Origin of the sequence: Flavobacterium taihuense (genome assembly GCF_019351435.1) — a bacterium.
Lineage (GTDB): Bacteria > Bacteroidota > Bacteroidia > Flavobacteriales > Flavobacteriaceae > Flavobacterium > Flavobacterium taihuense.
On sequence record NZ_JAHWYN010000009.1, the window covers coordinates 86,451 to 104,006 of the forward strand.

The 17,556-nt window shown below is 35.2% G+C and carries 15 protein-coding genes; 11 read left to right on the plus strand and 4 right to left on the minus strand.

The annotated features are described in order from the left end of the window. Window positions 1–2: 2 nt before the first annotated feature. The 4 genes from KZH69_RS11705 to KZH69_RS11720 all read left to right on the plus strand — a co-directional run bounded on the left by KZH69_RS11705 (window position 3) and on the right by KZH69_RS11720 (window position 5,838). A complete protein-coding gene (locus KZH69_RS11705; RefSeq protein WP_219317633.1) occupies window positions 3–1,370 on the plus strand; it encodes a hypothetical protein in 1,368 nt (455 codons plus the stop codon). Between the two features lie 176 nt (window positions 1,371–1,546). Further along, a complete protein-coding gene (locus KZH69_RS11710; RefSeq protein WP_219317634.1) occupies window positions 1,547–3,388 on the plus strand; it encodes a DUF1800 domain-containing protein in 1,842 nt (613 codons plus the stop codon). 87 nt (window positions 3,389–3,475) lie between these two features. Further along, window positions 3,476–5,083 (plus strand): DUF1501 domain-containing protein, encoded by a 1,608-nt coding sequence (locus tag KZH69_RS11715; RefSeq protein ID WP_219317635.1) that lies wholly within the window; start codon window positions 3,476–3,478, stop codon window positions 5,081–5,083. A gap of 236 nt (window positions 5,084–5,319) precedes the next feature. Beyond that, window positions 5,320–5,838 (plus strand): outer membrane beta-barrel protein, encoded by a 519-nt coding sequence (locus tag KZH69_RS11720; protein ID WP_219317636.1) that lies wholly within the window; start codon window positions 5,320–5,322, stop codon window positions 5,836–5,838. 84 nt (window positions 5,839–5,922) lie between these two features. Here the strand turns inward: KZH69_RS11720 and KZH69_RS11725 are convergent, their stop codons facing one another. Next, on the minus strand, window positions 5,923–6,366 hold the full coding sequence (locus KZH69_RS11725; protein ID WP_219317638.1) for a hypothetical protein: 444 nt from the start codon (window positions 6,364–6,366) through the stop codon (window positions 5,923–5,925). Window positions 6,367–6,606: 240 nt separating this feature from the next. Between KZH69_RS11725 and KZH69_RS11730 the strand changes: the two genes are divergently transcribed. After that, window positions 6,607–8,523: a M1 family metallopeptidase gene (locus KZH69_RS11730; RefSeq protein ID WP_219317640.1), complete on the plus strand. Its 1,917-nt coding sequence runs from the start codon at window positions 6,607–6,609 to the stop codon at window positions 8,521–8,523. Window positions 8,524–8,638: 115 nt separating this feature from the next. Here KZH69_RS11730 and KZH69_RS11735 read toward each other — a convergent pair whose 3' ends face one another. Continuing rightward, window positions 8,639–9,178: a DMP19 family protein gene (locus KZH69_RS11735; protein ID WP_219317641.1), complete on the minus strand. Its 540-nt coding sequence runs from the start codon at window positions 9,176–9,178 to the stop codon at window positions 8,639–8,641. A gap of 69 nt (window positions 9,179–9,247) precedes the next feature. Continuing rightward, complete coding sequence (locus KZH69_RS11740; RefSeq protein ID WP_219317642.1) at window positions 9,248–9,418, minus strand: hypothetical protein; 171 nt, start codon at window positions 9,416–9,418, stop codon at window positions 9,248–9,250. Between the two features lie 226 nt (window positions 9,419–9,644). Here KZH69_RS11740 and KZH69_RS11745 point away from each other — a divergent pair, with 226 nt between their 5' ends. Then, on the plus strand, window positions 9,645–10,547 hold the full coding sequence (locus tag KZH69_RS11745; protein WP_219317643.1) for a PhzF family phenazine biosynthesis protein: 903 nt from the start codon (window positions 9,645–9,647) through the stop codon (window positions 10,545–10,547). 168 nt (window positions 10,548–10,715) lie between these two features. Then, window positions 10,716–11,600 carry a 3-keto-disaccharide hydrolase gene (locus KZH69_RS11750; protein WP_219317645.1) on the plus strand — a complete coding sequence of 295 codons (885 nt, stop codon included), beginning with the start codon at window positions 10,716–10,718 and terminating at the stop codon, window positions 11,598–11,600. 106 nt (window positions 11,601–11,706) lie between these two features. Here the strand turns inward: KZH69_RS11750 and KZH69_RS11755 are convergent, their stop codons facing one another. Continuing rightward, on the minus strand, window positions 11,707–12,129 hold the full coding sequence (locus KZH69_RS11755) for a lipocalin family protein (protein ID WP_219317647.1): 423 nt from the start codon (window positions 12,127–12,129) through the stop codon (window positions 11,707–11,709). A 335-nt stretch (window positions 12,130–12,464) separates the two neighbouring features. Between KZH69_RS11755 and metG the strand changes: the two genes are divergently transcribed. The 4 genes from metG to KZH69_RS11775 all read left to right on the plus strand — a co-directional run bounded on the left by metG (window position 12,465) and on the right by KZH69_RS11775 (window position 17,538). Then, window positions 12,465–14,525 (plus strand): methionine--tRNA ligase, encoded by a 2,061-nt coding sequence (gene metG, locus KZH69_RS11760; protein ID WP_219317648.1) that lies wholly within the window; start codon window positions 12,465–12,467, stop codon window positions 14,523–14,525. Window positions 14,526–14,598: 73 nt separating this feature from the next. Further along, a complete protein-coding gene (locus KZH69_RS11765) occupies window positions 14,599–15,288 on the plus strand; it encodes an HAD family hydrolase (protein ID WP_219317649.1) in 690 nt (229 codons plus the stop codon). Between the two features lie 133 nt (window positions 15,289–15,421). Further along, on the plus strand, window positions 15,422–16,051 hold the full coding sequence (locus KZH69_RS11770; protein WP_219317650.1) for a chloramphenicol acetyltransferase: 630 nt from the start codon (window positions 15,422–15,424) through the stop codon (window positions 16,049–16,051). Between the two features lie 77 nt (window positions 16,052–16,128). Then, window positions 16,129–17,538: a hypothetical protein gene (locus KZH69_RS11775; RefSeq protein ID WP_219317651.1), complete on the plus strand. Its 1,410-nt coding sequence runs from the start codon at window positions 16,129–16,131 to the stop codon at window positions 17,536–17,538. Window positions 17,539–17,556 lie beyond the last annotated feature (18 nt).

The following is a 17,556-nucleotide window of genomic DNA, read 5'->3' on the forward strand; positions in this document are numbered from 1 at the left end:
TGATGAAGCCCATAAAAAGCTTTTCTTTTAAGATTGCCGTGCTTCTTATCACTTTTGGAAGTACGGCAATCCTTTATTGGTTTGGGTTTCATAAAAGATTTGACGCAAAATATATCCCACAAAATGCTGATGCAATTGTGATGATTGATGTGAAAAATGTTCGGAATTATTTTGTTTTTTCCTTTCTAAAGACCCCTTCTCAATGGAGTTCCACTGCTTTTCGAATAAATAAGAAACTGGATCTTTACCATTTTGGCATTGAAACACCCGATTATTTTGCTTATTTTCATCTCAAAAACCAACCGATAACCCAATGGTTTACAGTTGCAAAAATTGAAAATGAAACCGAATTTGAACAAGAAGTAATCAAAACACATTACATTAAAGAAAACCTCAACAACGGAATGAGTTCCTACTATTCCAAGTCAATGAGACTTTTGTTTATAAAACATTTGAACCAAATTCTAATTTCGAAAATTCCTGAAAATCAAAAGGCAATTGCAGAGAAAACAGCCGAAGATTTATTTTTGAAAAAACTTTTTTTGGATGCTAAAAAAACAGAAAAAACGATTGATACAAACAATGCAATTACGCTTTGGATCAAAAAAAATAGTTTACTTGAAGAAGATGGAATTATAAATATAACTTTAGAAAAACAAGAAGTAGTCGCCGACGGGAAGCTACAATTAAAATCGAAGTATAAAAAAGAAACCACATTTTCGCAAAACCCAAATGCTTTATTGTCTTTTGGCTTTAATTTTGAAATGGTTCATGATCTAAATATTCTCAAACCTCATTCTATTCAAATCAACAAAATAATTGGTTTCGATTTGGATTCTGTTTTTGTTCACGAACCAACCAAAACTGAATTAGTGTTGAATGAAATAATCGAAAAGAAAGATTCGGCTATTAGTTACGACTATGATGATGATTTTAATCCAATCAAAAAAGTGATTGTTCATACCAGCCGTGAACCTTCCTTTTATTTCTCAATGCTAACGAAAGATTCTCAAAAAGTCTACACTTACTTAAAAACAAAAAAGGCAATCGACAACCATCAAATATTCGTAAATTTCCCTTTGGCCCCAACCAAAACTTCTATTAGGAATAATGCTTTGACACTAGAGGCTAATCTTTCAAAGCATAATTATCTTCAAACTTCCCAACCGAAAATAGGCTATTTGCAAGTACATTTCAACAAACTTGAACCTAAAGAATGGCATTATATTATTGGTAAAAACAAAAATTTAGAACATTTTAAATCATTGGAAGTTTTGGAAATTAATCTTACGCAAGAAAATAACTTAGTTCATTTTCAAGCTCGTTTAAAAACAAAAGACCAAAAAAGTTTAATTGAAGTAATTAAGTAAAACACTTCAGAATCAGCTCATAAAAACCAAAAAATAATATTACGTCTTTTTCTTACGTACTACGTAAAATTACGCGTTATACAGTTATTTTTACACCTTTTATACCTATTTCTATATATTTGTCGTTTGTATTTAGTCATTATGTTTATGGCGATCAAAATTAGAAATCATTTTTTATGGGAAACATTACTGTGACTAGGCGTGCCTTATTTACCAAATTATTGAAAAAGTTATTGGTAAATGCCCAAGAAAAAGATCCTCTCTTCGAAAAATATTCTCGAAAAATATACAACGGACGCCGCTATTCTTCTTTAACAAATCCAAAAAAAGACCTAACCGCTAAATCTGGACCAGAAACTGAACGTGTGACTAATGTTACCAGCGGTCTTGCACCTTATACGGGCACATGGTCAACCTCTGAAGCTTTGCATTTACTAAGAAGAACAGGTTTTGGATTCAAAAAATCGGATGTTGATACTTTATTGGGCATCTCCATGACTCAAGCCGTTAACTTGATTTTAACCGTTGATAATACACCTCCCGCTCCTCCTGTAAATCATTACAACAATGAAAAACCAGACGAGAATGGACTTCCCTATGGTAGCGACTGGACCAATGATGCTTTTGCAGCCAATGATATCGGGGGTGACACCAACGGAAATCGAACTTCAGGTTTAAGCTCTTGGTGGTTAGGACTTACTTTTAATCAAGACATTACCATTCGAGAAAAAATGACACTTTTTTGGTATCATTTTATCCCTGTTGATTTTGAGTTCATAAAACAATCTTCCAATGAGTTTTGCAATACCAATTCGGCACGAATTTGTTACAAATACATAAAAATGTTTCGGGATAATGCGACAGGGAATTACAAATCCTTAATTCGTAATATGGCTACGCAACCCGCGATGATGTTTTATTTGAACAATCAGGCCAATACCAAATCAGCACCGGATGAAAATTTTGCCCGTGAAGTCATGGAACTTTTTACACTAGGCAAAGAAGAAGCCAGCCAATACACCGAAGCCGATGTCATCCAAGCTGCCAAAGTACTTACCGGCTGGAGAGTACAAAATTTAAATACCACAGCAGAAGCCACTAATTTTGTAGACAAAATCCATGCTACTGGCAGCAAACAATTTTCATCCTTTTTCAACAATACCGTGATTCCGAATACTGGCGCGGCAGAATTGGATTTATTTATTGATATGATTTTCGCAAAATCAAAAGTCGTATCCGAATACATTTGCCGCCGATTGTATCGCTTCTTTGTATACTATGACATTGATGCCAATATTGAAGCGAATGTAATTGTTCCTTTGGCACAACATTTTGTAGCCAATAATTGGAACATTCTACCCGTTTTGGACAAATTATTCAAAAGTGAACACTTTTTTGATATGGCCAATCGTGGGGTTTACATCAAATCACCCCTAGATGTTATTGTGGGCACAATGCGTACGTTCAACCTCAACTATAATGTGGCAGATGCTACCAATTATGAGGCACAATATAATCTTTGGAACACCTTTAATTATGCCATGTACGATATGCAACAAGCCATGGGATCAATTCCAAATGTAGCGGGCTGGCAAGCCTTTTACCAAAAACCCTCTTTTCATGAATATTGGATTAACTCCAATTCGATTCAACGACGTTATGGCCTGATTGAATATTTATTTTATGGTTTTGATATTGAAAAAAATGGATTGACCACAAGAATGGAAGTCGATGTTATGACATTTGTGAAACAGTTTCCAAATGCAACTTGCGAAGATCCAAACTTATTGGTTAGCGAATGCATCCATTATTTAGTGCCAATAGATTTTAGCCTAAGTGCCAAAGATGCCATAAAGAAACAAACCTTGTTAACAGGTCAGGATGCCGATTATTATTGGTCGGGTGCTTGGCGTTCCTATATCAATGACCCAACAGATATGAACCTACAGATTGTAAAAACAAGAATACGAAGTTTATTGCTCACTATTGTTGAATTTGCTGAATATCAGTTAATGTAGCTCCATAGAGGCTAAGATTATAAGTCGCTAAGACACCCCGATTCTTAGAAACTCAGAAGCTTAGGAACTTAGAAACTAAATAAAAAAATGGAAAGAAGAAAATTTATAAAGACAACTGCTATTGCATCAACAATTCCTTTGGTCTTCAATCATATTCCGGTTATGGCATCGTCTCAAATCGAGAGTCAAAGTTTACAACTACTAGCTACAGCCGCCGCCGGATGTGGAAAAATATTAGTTATTATTCAAATGAATGGCGGGAACGATGGTTTAAACACCGTTTTACCCAGAGACAAATGGAGTGAATTGACCAATGCCCGTTCTAATATTTTAATGAAAGAAACCGATGTTTTGCCCTTGCATTATAACGAAACTACCGGTTTGCATCCTGCTATGAAGGAAATGCAACAATTGTACAACAACGGCAAAATGCTTATTGTTCAAGGGGTCTCTTATCCCAACCCAAGTTACAGCCACTTTCGAGCAACCGACATTTGGTTTACTGCATCCGATAGTGATGAATCGTTACAATCTGGATGGTTAGGAAGGGCATTGGATACTGTATACCCAAACTTCCCAACAGCTTATCCCAATGCCGACATGCCAGATCCATTGGCCATACAAATAGGCTCTACATTACCCTTTTCGTTACAAGGTCCCAAAATAAACATGGCCTACAGTGTGCCTAGACCTGAAGATTTACTAAATGTGATTAATGCCACATCTGATCCAGCTCCCAACTCCGATTATGGCCATGAACTCACTTTTTTGAGGTTAATGAAAGACCAAAGTAATGCCTATAGAGAATCGATTCAAAAAGCATATAATGTACCTAAACCGCAATCACCAATTTATCCCAATAAAAATGGTTTGGCCGATCAATTGAAAATTGTTGCCAAACTCATTAATGGCGGATTGCAAACCCCCATCTATGTTGTGAACCACCCAAAAGGATTTGACAGTCACGAAAATCAGGTTTTGGATTCGGATAAAAAATTAGGCAAACAAGCCGAAAATTTAAGCATCCTCTCCCAAGCCATAGGTGCATTTCAGGAAGATTTAAAACTGATGGGCAAAGCCGATATTGTTACCGGCATGACGTTTAGCGAATTTGGACGCCGGATAAAGAGCAACGACAGTTCTGGAACCGATCATGGTTCTGGAGCACCCGTACTTTTTTTCGGAGCGGCGCTAAATACTGGCAGAGGAACTGTAGAAGGAACGCCAAATCCTATTTCGGGTATGATTGGTACTTCACCAGATTTACCCCAAACCGTTACAGTTAATGACCAAGTTCCTTTTCAGTATGATTTTAGACAAATATATGCCACGATTATGCAAGATTGGTTGTGCATGAGCGAAGCTCAGTCGGAAGCGGTGCTGGGTGGGTCATTTGAAAAATTGCCTATTTTTAAAACAGACAAATCCATTTATTATCCAAATGAAGACTTCATGAAGATTTTTCCAAATCCAGTAACAACCAATCAAATTAATCTTCAGTTTTATAATTTTATAAATAGTACAATTGGCGTGACTATTTATACGATGTTGGGTTCCAGAATTTTTGGAAATTCCTATGCTGTAGATGGGGATATTTTGAGTTTCAATACCGATAAAATACTGGCCAGCGGAACCTACATTGTACAGGTCATTTATAATGGAACCAAGTTCAATACCAAAATGCTCGTATTGTAGCTTGATAACCATTCCGAATTAAAAAAATTATTTCTTTTATGTCGCCAAAACATTAATACAAAATCAATCCAATTTCTTTTGTAAAGAGTTCTCAATAAAAATATTCCAGTAAATTAAATTTTAATCAAATATGGTATTTATTTGTAAAATTCACTGAAATATGACTTTTTTACTCAAAATTAAAAGGAAAGCCATAATAAAATAATATTTTTGCGTTGTACTTAAAAAACTAACTTATGAAAAAAATTATTCTATTATTCGCTTTTGGTTTCATATCAACTGGCATATTTGCACAAGCTCCTCTTGAAGAAGGCGGAGTACAACTAAACGCAGGAGTTGGTCTTTCAGGCTGGGGTGTTCCTGTCTATTTTGGTCTTGATTACGGAATTGCCAAAGATTTTACACTTGGAGGACAACTATCTTTTCAAACAGATAATGATCCGTATTATTATGGCGGAAATGATTACAATTACGATTCTACTGCAATAGGAATCGGAGCTAATGGAAATTACCATTTCAACAGAATATTGGATATGCCAAGCAAATTTGATTTCTATGCTGGTGCAAGCCTTACCTATTACATTTGGAATTATGATGATTATAACAATAACCCGCATCCGGACAATACTTCTTTAGGTCTTGGTCTTCAAGTAGGTGGTCGTTATTTCTTTACCGATAAATTTGGTATTAATCTAGAATTAGGTGGAAACACAGGCACTAGCGGTGCAAAATTTGGAGTTACTTTCAAACTTTAGCATCATTAAATATATTTCAAAAAGCCATCTGATTTCTCAGATGGCTTTTTTGTTGGGTTTAAAACCTAATAATTCTAAATAAATTTACTTAATTCTCTTGAAAGTCACATTATAGGTTTTGTTATTGGATCCATCAACATAAGCTCCTACCAGTAAATCTTTTTCTGCCTCGTAATTTAACGATAAACTATAGCCTGGACTATCATCTTGCCTGTATACAACAAATAACCGCAATACATCGGAAGAATTAGTCCAACCCGCTTTCTCAATAAAAATAAATTTCGAGTTCAAATAATTCACTTCTAGCAATCCATTATCACGAAGTCGTGAAATATGCAATTCAACTGCAGAACCATCTTTTTGCCAATTCCCTTTAATTAAATTTCTATCTTGAATTTCTGATGGTGAATGATCAACAGAGTTTAATAAAGAAGAAGTCTTTTCATTTGTCTTTGCTGAAAAAGCAAGCATAACAACACTAAAAAAGAAAAGTAAAAACCCGCTAATTAAAATAGTAATTTTTTGCATGTATCCATTTTTATGTTAAACAATCAAACACAACTTGGGGCAAATAAAAAACAAAAAAGCTTCTATTTTATAAACATAAAGGTATTTATTTTTTGCTTATGTTGTTGAAAATTAACAATAAAGCATTGATATTTAAGAATATATACATATGCTGATACAGCTTTAAAATTTAAAAATCAGTAACTCAGAATGATTAAAGCCAAATCATTAACTATATTTGGTACTCAAATGAAATTTAAAATGAAAAAAAGTTGCTTCTTGATAGTATTGTTAGTGTTTTTTTTGGGACACGCCCAAAAAAAAGAAAATCAAACACAAGATATTGCAGTTCTCGAGCAGAAGATGGCCAGCAAAAAAATGAATTTGCGTGTCAATCCCAATACTCAAAACTACGATATTACCTATCATGAACTTCGTTTTAGCGTAGATCCTGTTAATTATTACATATCTGGGGTTGTAAAGACGACTTTTACTGCATTGTCTAATCTTTCAACGGTAATATTCGATTTAACAAATCAATTAATTGTAAGCTCAGTTACCAAAGATGGACTGCCATTAGCTTTTACACAAAACAGCAATAACGAATTGGTTATTACACTTCCGAACAGCCTCAATTCAGGAACTTCGGCAACAGTTATCATTTCTTATGCTGGAGCTCCCGCAAATGGAGAACAGGCCTTTACTACATCAGTCCACGATGGTTCGCCGGTTTTATACACTTTATCAGAGCCTTATGGCGCTCGCGATTGGTGGCCCTGCAAGCAAGATTTGAATGACAAAGCTGATAGTATTGATGTTTATATTACGGCGCCATCCCAATACATTAGCGTTGCAAATGGCATAGAAACTACAATGCCAATCATCAGCGGTCCCTACAAAACAACCCATTTTCATCATGGCTATCCTATTCCGGCCTATTTAATTGCCATTGCGGTAACCAATTATAGTGTTTACAATCAAATGGGTGGCACAGCTCCTAACCAATATCCAATCATCAACTACATTTATCCAGAGACATTAACAGCAGTCAAAACGCAACTGGATCAGACCCCATTAATTCTAAATTTATACGAAAATCTATTCGAGATTTACCCTTTTCATAACGAAAAATATGGTCACGCACAATTTGGCTGGGGTGGCGGAATGGAACATACCACGGTTTCATTTATGGTAAGTTTTGAAAGAGATCTTATTGCACACGAAATGGCGCATCAATGGTTTGGTGACAAAATCACATGTGGCAGCTGGAAAGACATTTGGCTCAACGAAGGATTTGCCACTTATCTAGCCGCTATGGTTATTGAAAATTTTGATGGTCAAACAGCTTTTGTAACCGAAAAAAATAAAATGATTAGCAACATTACTTCCAAAACAAATGGAGCTGTCTATTTGACCGATGCCGAGCTAACGGATGTCAATCGAATTTTCAGTTCCAGATTAACCTATAATAAAGGGGCCATGGTGTTGAACATGCTACGTTTTAAAATGGGTGATGCTTTATTTTTCCAAGGAGTAAAAAATTATTTAAAAGATGTCAGTCTAGCCTATAAATATGCCAAAACTCCCGACTTACAATCGCATTTGGAAGCGGTCTACGGCAGTAGTCTAGAAGAATTTTTTAACGATTGGATTTACAATCAGGGCTATCCTATTTATAATATTAAAGCCCAAAATTTAGGAGGTGGCCAAGCCAAATTTACTATCAATCAAACACAATCGGACGCTTCGGTTTCGTTTTTTGAAATGCCAGTACCAATTCGTGTTTTTGGAACAGGTGGTCAACAATTGGATTTGGTTTTGAACAACACCGTTAATGGGGAAAGTTTTACCGAAAATGTGCCTTTTACCATTACAAGCATCATTTTCGATCCCAATAAAAATATTATTTCAAAAAGCAACGCTGCAACATTGGGGCGGAATAATTTTGAATTGACGACTGCACAATTGTCACTAAATCAAACAAACGATATCCTTACCCTCAACCTTACGAGCGGAATAACAATTGATAAAACAGTCTTTTACAATGTGTCAGGCCAAAAAATAAAAACAACCAATTCGGCAACTTCTTGGGATATTAGCTCTTGGACTTCTGGAGTTTATTTTATGAAGGTTGAGACAGATTTTGGCACAAAGAAATTGAAGTTTGTGAAGAATTAGGAATTACACTAAGACGCACAATACAGAAACAGGGGATGCACAAAGGTTTATATTTCTACAGAACTATTTGTATATCTTTGGGCTTTTTTTTGTGTGTCTTTGCGAAATAATTAACCTATTCCCTTTTAATCTCGTGCCCCACAAATTCTTCTAAAGAGGCAAACATTTCGTCTACCGAAAGCACTTCGAAATCGGGGTGGTTTTTTAAAAATTCAGCATTCAACGCAACCAGGTTTTCTTCTATTTCAAAAAAAGTGTCATTAATAAGTAAATCTCTTGTGGGGTTTACACCTTCCATCTTTCCTTTCAGAAATTTATTGAGCTTTACACTGCTCATTAGTTTTACTCTTTTGGATAGCTGTTGAAATAATTCCAAATGGTTGTAGGCACCAATCAATGCCAAACCCTCTTCAATCAGCTCATTTAATTCGGCATTCCAACCAGATTGATGTACAAATTGCGCAAAGTTTCCCGTAACATATTGCGAGTAATAATAATCCAAATAATAACTCATCAAAGCGTCTTCATGAATTAAATCATCGTTCACGCCTTCTTCACGCATTAAGTTGATTACTGATATACTAGAGTGAATTAAATCTTGAAGATTTTCACTATTGAAGGCCGTTTCTGAAACTATTATTCTACCGAATTCCATGTTTTTACTATTTAAATACTTTGCTGCAAATTTCAGTTAAATAAAAACAGAAAAGAAATACAAATTGATTTATATGCTATCAGATTCGATATTATTCTTTTTCTCATTCATTTTTACAACTAAAGCTTTCAAACGCAATGCTTTTTCTTTTTTTTCTTCTTGAAGTTTGGTCTTCTTTCGATTTAGCAATTTGGTATGCAAAGCCTTATTCTTAGTATTTTTTTCAGGTCCCTTTGCCATAATTTATAATTTTTTAAATTCGCTTACAAATATAAAAAAAGTAATGATCCATTGGATTATGACACCCAAACAAGAAAAAATTGAGAATTTCAAGACTTGTAAAAGCAATAAATTTAATATCCGAGATAAAAAACGTTGTAAAAAACTTAAAATTTACACCATTATTGCTTTGATTCACTGACAAGTAGTAACTTTATTTGTTCAAAAAAAGTAAAAAAGACCTAAAATGGAAGAAAGGATTACATTAGAATATTACGTTTTGGATGTGTTTTCGAATAAAAGCTACAAAGGAAACCCATTATCAGTCGTCTTTACAAACGGAAATTTGAAATTAGAGGTATATCAAAATATTGCAAAAGAATTTGGATATTCTGAAACATCATTTGTTTATTATTCCTTGGCACAAAAAGCATTGACAGTTCGTTCGTTTACACCTACAGGAATCGAAATAGAAGGAGCGGGACACAATTTATTAGGGGCGGTTTGTGGTGCTTTATTAAAACAAATACCCATTTTTCATGAGCAAAGTGAAACCGATCGTTTTGTTATAATGAAACATTCTCCCATAAAAATAACGGCAAGTTTTGACCCAATTACTCAATATCCTATTGTACAAATGCATCAAAAACCAGCTGTGATTAAAGAGGAAATACCTACCTATAAAATAGCAGTGGCACTTGGTCTAAAAATTGAGGATTTAGACTGTAATGACTTTGTTCCCACAATCGTCAAAACAGAAGTTGCTCACACTATGGTCCCAATCAAGAACAGTCAATTACTCAATGATTGCGTTCCTGACAACAAACTCTTGATTGAAATTTCAAAAGAATATAAATTTGAAGGATTTTATTGTTTTACACTTTCCGATAAAGGTCAAGAAAACATAGCCGAGACCCGGTTTTTCAATCCAATAATTGGAATAAATGAAGACCCCGCCACAGGAACGGCCGCAGGACCCTTAATCGGTCTCTTGACAAAAAAGAAATATACGCACCCCAATAAAGAATATAAAATTCTGCAGGGTGTAAAATTAAAACAGCCCTCACTGATTGAAGTTATGAATAGAGAAAATGATATATTGGTTGGCGGATCATCTATAATTACAATGCGAGGTGAACTGTACCTATAACCCAAAAAAGAAATTTCTTAATACGTTTTCAAATCCTTTTGTAATGGCATTCGCCAGAAAGATAAAATGTAAAAATGATATCTGATTTTGAATAAAAAGCATAATCTCTCCTGAACATTATTCAGTAGATTTGAGAAATCATTTCTATTTCAATTATTAAACTACCAGATGAAAAAATACTCAGCACTAATAGCGCTTGCCCTTCTTTTTAGCTTGACCTCAGCAACTAAAAACACGAACTCATCAGAAGATGGCTGGATAAACCTGCTGGACAACAACCTCAGTAAATGGGACATGTATCTAAGCTACAAACACCAGAACGGATATTCCGGCAAAATTCCAACTGATGCTAACGGGAATGAAATTCCTCCAATTGGTTATAATAAAAATGTAAACAATATGTTTACGGTGATTCAAGAAAACAAAGACCCTGTACTTAAAGTTACCGGGGAATATTATGGTTGTGTTTTTACCAAAGAAAACTTCAAAAACTACCGCTTGAAGCTCAAAGTCAAATTTGGAACCAAAAAATGGGAACCAAGAACAGATAAACTCATGGATGCAGGTGTGCTCTATCATTCGCAGGGAAAAGCGGGTGTGGACTACTGGCGCGCTTGGATGTTATCGCAGGAATTTCAAATAATGGAAGGCCATTTTGGCGATTATTGGAATATTGCCAATGCAGCTATCGACATTCGGGCGTATCTTCCGGAAGGAGGAATGAATGCTGTGGCAGACGAAAGCCAGCAATTTATTCCGTTTGGCACACATACCGAAAATACTGGGTTTTGCATGCGAAAAATGAGAGCTGAAACGCCAAATAACGATTGGACAGAAATAGAGTTGGTTTGTTTTGAAGGGAAAAGTCTTCACATCATCAACGGTAAAGTGGTTATGGTTTTGCAGAATTCCCGTTATTTTGATGGTGAAAAATTTCAGCCTTTAACCGAAGGAAAAATACAACTGCAAAGTGAAGCTGGCGAAGTCTTCTACAAAAACATTAAAATAAAACCAATAAACAAAATGCCTGCTGAGTTTGAAAAATTATTTTAGGCAAGCATAATTCGTATATGCATAAAAACGGAAATGACTTTTAAAAAGTCATTCCCGTTTTTTTATACTACATCCAAAAAGATGCAGAGACACCAAAATAAATTAGTTATCTAGTGTAAACCCAAATAGCGTTACCATTCTTTAATTTCAATTCAGTAAGTGTTAGATTAACAATATCATAAGTAGTACTTATACCATTTACAACAAGTGTTACTTTACTATCTCCTTTGGAATAAGTTCCCGACGTGGTTGTTAGTTGACATGCACTAACGGTCGAATCATAATCTCCTGAAATTAATGTATTATTAATCTTTAGATCAATATAATCATGGTTACAGCCACTTACATTTTGTGGTGGATCCATCAATGTTTCTGCTCCATTGCTAGTCGTCGTTCCAACTTTGACAATATTCCATTTACCTTCTAAGGGGGCTAATGTGTCTCCTTCGTTTTCATCATTAGAATTACAAGACGTTGCAAATAATCCGATACTTAATGCTAATGCAAATAATATGCTTCTAGTTTTCATGCTCTATTTATTTATAATTAATAATGGCTAAATTAGCTTTAGAGTGTATGAAAACTGTTATATAATTATTTATCTGATTTGCATTATTACGGATTTGTAGAATTTTAGAAATTCAACTATGCTTTGAAAATCGAGAAGACGAGATAAAATAGTGGCGTAAGGACTGATGTTGGATGAAACGATATGCCAAACCCCGATTACTACGTTTCATTTTATTTGCAACTAAATTCTGTGAATATATTTACAACGCATCCTTTGATTACCACCTAATCCTTCGATTTCACTCAGGATGACAATAAATAATTGCTTATTTTTGCAACAAATTAAACTGAATTATGTTACAGAATCCAAAAAGATATACGATTACGGCGGCATTGCCTTATACAAACGGGCCTATACACATTGGGCATTTGGCGGGGGTTTACGTGCCTTCGGACATTTATTCCCGTTACTTACGTTTGCAGGGAAGAGACGTTTTGTTTGTTTGCGGAAGCGATGAACATGGGGTTGCCATTTCGATGAAAGCTAAAAAAGAAGGGATTACGCCACAGGAAGTAATTGATAAATATGATGGAATTATTCGAAAATCATTCTCTGATTTCGGTATTTCATTTGACAATTATTCCAGAACTTCGGCTAAAATTCATCACGATACCGCTTCGGAATTTTTTAGAACCCTATATGACAAAGGTGATTTTATTGAAGAAGTGACAGAACAATTGTATGATGCGAAAGCGGATCAGTTTTTAGCAGACCGTTTTGTGGTAGGAACTTGTCCAAAATGTGGCAACGAAGAAGCCTATGGCGACCAATGCGAAAAATGTGGTTCTACGCTGAATGCAACTGATTTAATCAACCCAAAATCGACCATTACAGGCGAAACTCCCATTTTGAAATCTACGAAACACTGGTTTTTGCCTTTGGATCGTTACTCCGATTTCTTAAACGAGTGGATTCTCGTTGGGCATAAAAACGACTGGAAACCGAATGTTTACGGACAAGTGAAATCTTGGATCGATGGGGGACTAGAACCTCGCGCGGTAACCCGTGACTTGGATTGGGGAATTGACGTGCCGGTAGAAGGCGCAGAAGGGAAAAAATTATATGTATGGTTTGATGCGCCAATTGGATACATCTCATCGACCAAAGAATGGGCTCTACGCGAAGGAAAAGACTGGAAACCATATTGGAAAGATCAAGATACGAAGCTGGTTCACTTCATCGGGAAAGACAATATTGTTTTTCACTGCGTAATTTTCCCAGCGATGCTAAAAGCTGAAGGAAGTTATATCCTGCCCGACAATGTGCCTGCCAATGAGTTCCTGAACTTAGAAGGAAACAAATTATCGACTTCTAAAAATTGGGCAGTTTGGTTGCACGAATACTTGGAAGAATTTCCAAACCAACAAGACGTTTTGCGTTATGCTTTGACTTCAAACGCACCCGAAACTAAAGATAATGATTTTACCTGGAAAGATTTTCAGGCCAGAAATAACAACGAATTGGTTGCAATTTATGGGAATTTCATTAATCGTGTGGTAGTTTTAACCAATAAATATTACAACGGAATCGTACCTCAACCGAATGAATTATCAAAAGTTGACGAAGCGACTTTGACCGAATTGAAAGCCTATCCAGCCGTGATTTCAAGTTCATTGGAAAGATATAGATTTAGAGAAGCCCTTGGCGAAATGATGAATGTTGCCAGACTTGGAAACAAATATTTGGCTGACGAAGAGCCTTGGAAAATGGTAAAAACTGATCCAGCCCGCGTACAAACCCAAATGTATGTTGCCTTGCAAATTGCTGCTACTTTGAGTTCACTTTGTGAGCCTTTCCTGCCATTTACTGCTACAAAACTATCAAGAATCTTAAAAATTGAATCGCCATTAGACTGGAAAACCATTACAGACAGTTCAGATTTATTGCCTGCAGGGCATCAAATTGGAGAAGCTGAATTATTGTTCTCTAAAATTGAAGACGAGGAAATTCAAAAACAAATAGATAAGTTGGAGGCGACAAAAACCGCCAACAAAGCTGAGAATAAAGTAGCCGAGCCACAGAAAGACTTGATCCTATTTGAGGATTTTGCAAAAATGGATATTCGTGTGGGAACGATTCTGGAAGCGGAGAAAATGCCGAAAGCCAACAAACTTTTGATTTTGAAAGTTGACACTGGAATTGACGTTCGCACGATCGTTTCCGGAATTGCAGAAAGCTTCAAACCGGAAGACATTATTGGAAAACGAGTGACTGTTCTCGTGAATCTGGCACCAAGAAACCTTCGTGGAGTAGAAAGTCAAGGAATGATTTTGATGACCACCAATACCGAAGGAAAATTGGTTTTTGTGAATCCTGATGTAGATGGTGTCGCGAATGGAGAAACGATAAATTAGAAAAAGAGCAACACAGATTTCACAAATTCTCACAGATTAATTTGTGAAATCTGTGTTTAAATAAACAAAAACAATGAACCTAAAAGTAATTGCCTTCGATGCCGATGATACCTTATGGATCAACGAAACCTATTTTGATGAAACCGAGAAAAAATTCTGTGGTTTGATGGAAGACTATTTGTCGCATCAAGGAATTTCGAAGGAGTTATTCAAGATTGAAATCGATAATCTTAAATTGTACGGTTATGGAATCAAAGGCTATATTCTTTCGATGATAGAGGCGGCGATGAAAATTTCGAACAATACAATTCCGATTGAAATTATCGAAAAAATCATCCAATACGGAAAAGAACTACTTGAAAAACCAGTAGTTTTATTAGACGGAGTTGAGGAAACGTTGAAAACTTTGCATGGAAAATACAAATTGGTGGTTGCCACCAAAGGCGACTTATTGGACCAACGCCGAAAACTGCACAATTCAGGTTTGGGGCATTATTTTCACCATATCGAGGTGATGTCAGACAAACAAGAAGTGGATTATTCGGATTTGATCAAACGCTTGGAGATTCAATCAAAGGAATTTTTTATGATTGGAAACTCATTAAAATCTGATGTTTTACCCGTTTTGGCCATTGGCGGTCACGCTGTGCATATTCCGTTTCACACCACTTGGGCTCATGAAAAAATCGACCATAAAGTAGAACATAAAAACTTTCAGGCCTTCGAAAAAATAACAGAAGTGTTAAAGTTATTGGACGTTTAAAATCGTTTTTTTTATAAATTGAACCTAGTTAAAATGCTTTTTATTTAGTATTTTAGCTAGGTTTTAAATTTAGACACGTTTCGGTAAAAAAGCTTGAATAACTAACATATTGAACTCACATAAACACTAAAAAATGAAAACGCTTTTAGACATCGACGATTGGAATAGAAAAGAACATTTTCTTTTCTTTAAACAAATGCAAGAACCTTTCTTTGGTGTAACAGTTGATATAGATTGTTCGAAAGCTTACATAAATTCTAAATTCTTAAATACCTCCTTTTTTATTTATTATTTACACAAAACCTTGACCGCCGTAAATGCATTTGAGAATTTTAGATACCGAATTTTAAATACACATGTCTATGTTCATGATCGAATTGATGGATCGGCAACTATAAGTAGAGCTGATGGCACTTTTGGATTCTCTTTAATTGAATACCATCCCGATTATCAAATTTTTGAAGAAACCGCATTGGCAGAGATTGAACGCATTCAAAATACAACTGGTTTATTTACCCGTGAATTTAATGCGGAGAATCTGATTCACTTTTCGGCCATACCTTGGTTAAAATTCACTTCACTTTCTCATGCCCGCAGCATGACATTTCCAGACAGTTGTCCCAAAATTTCTTTTGGAAAAATGACAATTGATCGAAATGGAAAAAGAACTATGCCCATGTCTATTCACGTTCACCACGGATTGATGGACGCCATGCATGTAGGTCAAATGGTGGACTATTTTCAAGAAATAATGAATCAATAAATAGATCTCAGAGATAAACACCTTCCTTGTTTTGGATTCTTTTAAACGAAATAACAATAGCAGTAAGTCCTGAACCGATGAAAAAATTAATCGCTTTTTTGATTCTAATTCAATGTAATTTTCTTTTAAGTCAAACGATATTGACCACTTTTCCGTTGGAACTCAAAAAATCCAAAGAATACAAACAAATCATAAATGCAGAAAATACCAATACACATGATGTATTTGTATTTGCATCCGACAAAGAAACGCTTACGATACTAAAATACAATAGCGCTTTGTTTCTGTCCAATCAATATTCACTACCAAGACCTGATCTTACTTATAAACTATTAGCGGGATATAGTTTCAATAATGAAGAAAACCCAACTTTGTATTGGTCATCCGAAGATTTAAAAAAAATAATGGCCGTTCAATATGACTTGAACACCAAGACCACCGTTGCGTCTAACTTTGATATTCAATTTTCTAAAGAAAGTATTGTCACATCATTTCAAGAAAATAATACATTTTATATCCTTTCGCAAAAAGATTTAAGTCCAAAATTAATGTTGTATATTTTTAAGAATGGTAATAAAGAAGAAAAAACACTTGATTTCACTTCTTTTAAATTTGAAAATAAAAAAACTGAGGCCTTGACATTAAATCAGATTTTAGAAGTTTGTCCAATCGAAAAAATGGAAACCAATCAATTCAATCCATTGTTCAAAGGCACTCAAAAAACAAAACTATACGTCTTAAAAAACAGACTGCTTATTACTTTGGACCATAATTATAAGGAAACACAAGTCTTTGACATTGATTTAAGCACCTTTGAAATACAGGAAAAGAAGTTTCCACAGCCCGCAACCAAAAAACAAACAGGATTGTCTAATTCGTATTATCACGAAAATAAAATCTACCAATTGACCACCAACGAAGACGAGTTGATCTTTGAAATAAAGGAGTATCAATCTGGCGAAACTATCAAAAATATTCTAGTTCCAAAAACCGACACGATTCTTTTTAAAAACTCTCCTTTATGGGTTCAAATGAGTGGGCAAAAACCCAAAGAGATAAAAAACACCGCCAAGTTTTTGCAACGAATGTTATTTTTGAATGTGGGGTTAACTGTTTACAAAACGCCTAAAAGTATTTTAATCACTCTAGGAGGAACTAATGAAGGCCAAAGCAATTATGATCTTTCCACAGGAATTAACGCCTCAGTCTCAGGGAATTTTACAGATATCGCATATGAATTACTGAATTATACGGGACCAACAACCGTTTACTTCGAAAGTGTATTCGACAAAAAATTACAACACAGCAAACAAGAACAGGATCCACTTGCCATAGATTTCATTTCTCGCTTTAGAGAGGAGCACTTCGAAGTACTTTTTCCAAGCATCATTCGATACAAAAACTATTATATCATGGGTTATTACGACACGTATGCGAAACAATATACGATGCGAAAATTCATTGATGGATTTGACCGTTCATTTTAAGAAAGTTGGATTCTGTCC

Excerpts from the sequence above, each read along its gene's own strand:
- KZH69_RS11705 (WP_219317633.1), top strand. The coding sequence starts at position 3 with ATGAAGCCCATAAAAAGCTTTTCTTTTAAGATTGCCGTGCTTCTTATC.
- KZH69_RS11710 (WP_219317634.1), top strand. The coding sequence starts at position 1,547 with ATGGGAAACATTACTGTGACTAGGCGTGCCTTATTTACCAAATTATTG.
- KZH69_RS11715 (WP_219317635.1), top strand. The coding sequence starts at position 3,476 with ATGGAAAGAAGAAAATTTATAAAGACAACTGCTATTGCATCAACAATT.
- KZH69_RS11720 (WP_219317636.1), top strand. The coding sequence starts at position 5,320 with ATGAAAAAAATTATTCTATTATTCGCTTTTGGTTTCATATCAACTGGC.
- KZH69_RS11725 (WP_219317638.1), bottom strand. The coding sequence starts at position 6,366 with ATGCAAAAAATTACTATTTTAATTAGCGGGTTTTTACTTTTCTTTTTT.
- KZH69_RS11730 (WP_219317640.1), top strand. The coding sequence starts at position 6,607 with ATGAAAAAAAGTTGCTTCTTGATAGTATTGTTAGTGTTTTTTTTGGGA.
- KZH69_RS11735 (WP_219317641.1), bottom strand. The coding sequence starts at position 9,178 with ATGGAATTCGGTAGAATAATAGTTTCAGAAACGGCCTTCAATAGTGAA.
- KZH69_RS11740 (WP_219317642.1), bottom strand. The coding sequence starts at position 9,418 with ATGGCAAAGGGACCTGAAAAAAATACTAAGAATAAGGCTTTGCATACC.
- KZH69_RS11745 (WP_219317643.1), top strand. The coding sequence starts at position 9,645 with ATGGAAGAAAGGATTACATTAGAATATTACGTTTTGGATGTGTTTTCG.
- KZH69_RS11750 (WP_219317645.1), top strand. The coding sequence starts at position 10,716 with ATGAAAAAATACTCAGCACTAATAGCGCTTGCCCTTCTTTTTAGCTTG.
- KZH69_RS11755 (WP_219317647.1), bottom strand. The coding sequence starts at position 12,129 with ATGAAAACTAGAAGCATATTATTTGCATTAGCATTAAGTATCGGATTA.
- metG (WP_219317648.1), top strand. The coding sequence starts at position 12,465 with ATGTTACAGAATCCAAAAAGATATACGATTACGGCGGCATTGCCTTAT.
- KZH69_RS11765 (WP_219317649.1), top strand. The coding sequence starts at position 14,599 with ATGAACCTAAAAGTAATTGCCTTCGATGCCGATGATACCTTATGGATC.
- KZH69_RS11770 (WP_219317650.1), top strand. The coding sequence starts at position 15,422 with ATGAAAACGCTTTTAGACATCGACGATTGGAATAGAAAAGAACATTTT.
- KZH69_RS11775 (WP_219317651.1), top strand. The coding sequence starts at position 16,129 with ATGAAAAAATTAATCGCTTTTTTGATTCTAATTCAATGTAATTTTCTT.